This window comes from Nocardia sp. (assembly GCF_025465275.1).
Lineage (GTDB): Bacteria > Actinomycetota > Actinomycetes > Mycobacteriales > Mycobacteriaceae > Nocardia.
In genome coordinates, this window is the sequence record NZ_JAODNK010000201.1 from 1 (window position 1) to 2,804 (window position 2,804).

The window sequence follows — 2,804 nt, forward strand, 5'->3', positions numbered from 1 at the left end:
CGTCGTCGGTGTACCGGTCGTAGAGCGTCACGTGCAGATCGGTCTTGGCCAGCTGCGATTCGAACTGGACCGCGCTCACGTGCAGACCCGGCAGTTCGAAGGCGGTCTCGGCCAGGTTCTGGAACGAGAGACCCACCTGGAACAGCGGATTGCGCGCATTGGAGCGCACCGGGTTGAGCACCTCGACCAGGCGCTCGAACGGCACCTCACCATTGGCGAAGGCTTCCAGGTCGCGTTCGCGCACCTCGGCGAGCACATCGGCGAAGGTCACCGCGCGATCGATGCGGGTGCGGAACACCAGGGTGTTCACGAACATGCCGATGAGATCGTCGAGTTCGCGCTCACCACGGCCCGCGATCGGGGTGCCGACGGCAATATCGTCGCTCCCGGACAGGCGGGAGAGCAGTACGGCCAGTGCGGCGTGCACAACCATGAACAGCGATGCGTTATTGGCGCGGGCCAGCTCGTGCAGCCTGGCGTGCCGTCCCGCATCGATATCGAAACGAAGCGCCTTGCCGTGGAACGACTGCGCGGGCGGGCGCGGCCGGTCGGTGGGCAGTTCCAGCTGATCCGGCAGTTCGGCGAGCGCCTGAGTCCAGTAGCCGACCTGCTGTGCGGCAAGCGATTCCGGATCCTCTTCGGAGCCCAGGACCGAACGCTGCCACAGCGCGTAATCGCCGTACTGCACGGGCAGCGCAGTCCACTGCGGGGCTTCGCCATTGGCGCGCGCCACATAGGCGGCCATGACATCGCGCGCCATCGGGCCCATGGAGGAGCCGTCGGCGGAGACGTGATGGATGGTGAAGGCCAGTACGTGCTCTTCGGTATCGCTGTCACTTATGCGGAACAGCTTCACCGCGAGCGGCACCTCGACGGTGACGTCGAAGGTGGTCATGGCGAATTCGATGACCTTGCCCAGCAGATCGCCCTCGGCGACCGCCTCGGGAACCAGCGACAGATCGGTCTGTGTCGAGGGCAGAATGACCTGGTGCGGGCCGTCGGCCGAGCGCGGGTAGACGGTGCGCAGCACCTCGTGCCGGTTGATCACATCGCCGATGGCCAGTTTCATCGCGGTGAGATCGAGCGCACCGATGAGCCGCACCGCCAGCGGAATGTTGTCCACCGCGGAGGTACTGGTGTCGAACTGGTTCAGGAACCAGTAGCGCTGCTGCGCCGGGGAGAGCGGCAGATTGTCCGGACGCTCACCGGCGACCAGGCGTGGGCGGGCCCGGCCGGAACCGGCGGCCCGCTCCACCCGGGCGGCCAGCGCCGACACCGTGGAGGCTTCGAACAGGTCGCGCACGGCCAGCTGGATATCCAGGGCCGCGCCGAGGCGCGCGGTCACCTGGGTGGCGATGAGCGAGTTGCCGCCGAGCTCGAAGAAGTCGTCGTCGACACCGACCCGGCCGACGCCGAGCACGTCCGAGAAGGTGCCGGCCACGATCTCTTCGATCGGAGTGGACGGGGCGCGGAAGACCTTGGCCTCGAAGACCGGTGCGGGCAGCTTCTTACGATCCAGCTTGCCGGAGGCATTGAGCGGGAAGGCATCCAGCACCACGAAGGCGTTCGGCACCATATAGCCGGGCAGCGCGTCCTGCAGTTCGGCGCGCACGCCCTCCACGTCCACGACGAGACCCGCAGCCGGGATGACGTAGGCGACGAGCTGATCGCCGAGACGATCGTCCGAGCGCACCACGACCACCGACTGGGCAATGGAATCGACGGCCGTGAGCGCGGCTTCGATCTCACCGAGCTCGATGCGCAGACCGCGCAGCTTCACCTGGAAGTCGGTGCGGCCCAGGTATTCCAGCTCGCCCGCGCCGGTCCACTTCACCAGGTCGCCGGTGCGGTACATGCGCTCGGCGCGATGGAACGGATCGGCGACGAAGCGGTCCGCGGTCAGCTCCGGACGCGCGACATAACCGCGTGCCAGCTGGACGCCGGCGAGGTACAGCTCACCCGCGACACCCGGTGCGACCGGGTGCAGGCGCGCATCCAGCACGTAGACCCGGGTATTGAAGACCGGACGGCCGATCGGCACCGAGACGGTGTCGGCCGCCGTCACCTCGTGATAGGTGACGTCGACGGCGGCTTCGGTCGGGCCGTACAGATTGTGCAGTTGCGCGCCGGTCAGCTCGAGCAACTTGTGCGCGGTCGGTGCGGGCAGTGCCTCACCCGAGGCGAAAACCTGTCGCAGCGACACACAGTCGGCGGCCTTGGGCTCGGCGACGAACACCGACATCATCGACGGCACGAAGTGCGCCGTGGTGACGTCGTATTCGGCAATCAGATCGGCCAGGTAGGCCGGATCGCGATGGCCGTCCGGCTTGGCGACCACGAGCTGTGCGCCGACCTGTAGGGGCCAGAAGAACTCCCAGACCGAGACGTCGAAGGTCGCCGGAGTCTTCTGCAGGATCACATCGTCGTCGAACAAGCCGTATTCGGTCTGCATCCAGACCAGGCGGTTGACGATGGCGGCATGGGTGACCGCCACACCCTTCGGGCGGCCGGTCGAACCGGAGGTGAAGATCACGTATGCGGTGTTGTGCGGGCGCAGCGGCACCCCGCGTTCGGCCTCGGTGACCGGCTCTGCGCCGTAGGCAGACACATCGACCGTGTCGATCTCGATGGCGGGAACCTCACCCGGCACCACGAAACCGTCACGCGCCGTGGTCAATACACATACCGGCTGCGCCAAGCCCAGCACATAGCCGATCCGCTCGGCCGGGTGATCCGGATCCAGCGGGACGTACGCGCCGCCCGCCGTCAGCACGGCGTACATGCCGGCAACGAGGTCGACGGAC

General features: G+C 67.2%; 1 protein-coding gene. It reads right to left on the reverse strand.

The genetic code is table 11. The annotated features are described in order from the left end of the window. Positions 1-2,804: amino acid adenylation domain-containing protein (locus JWN03_RS40940; RefSeq protein WP_297627370.1), on the reverse strand; the 2,804-nt coding region annotated here is incomplete at both ends.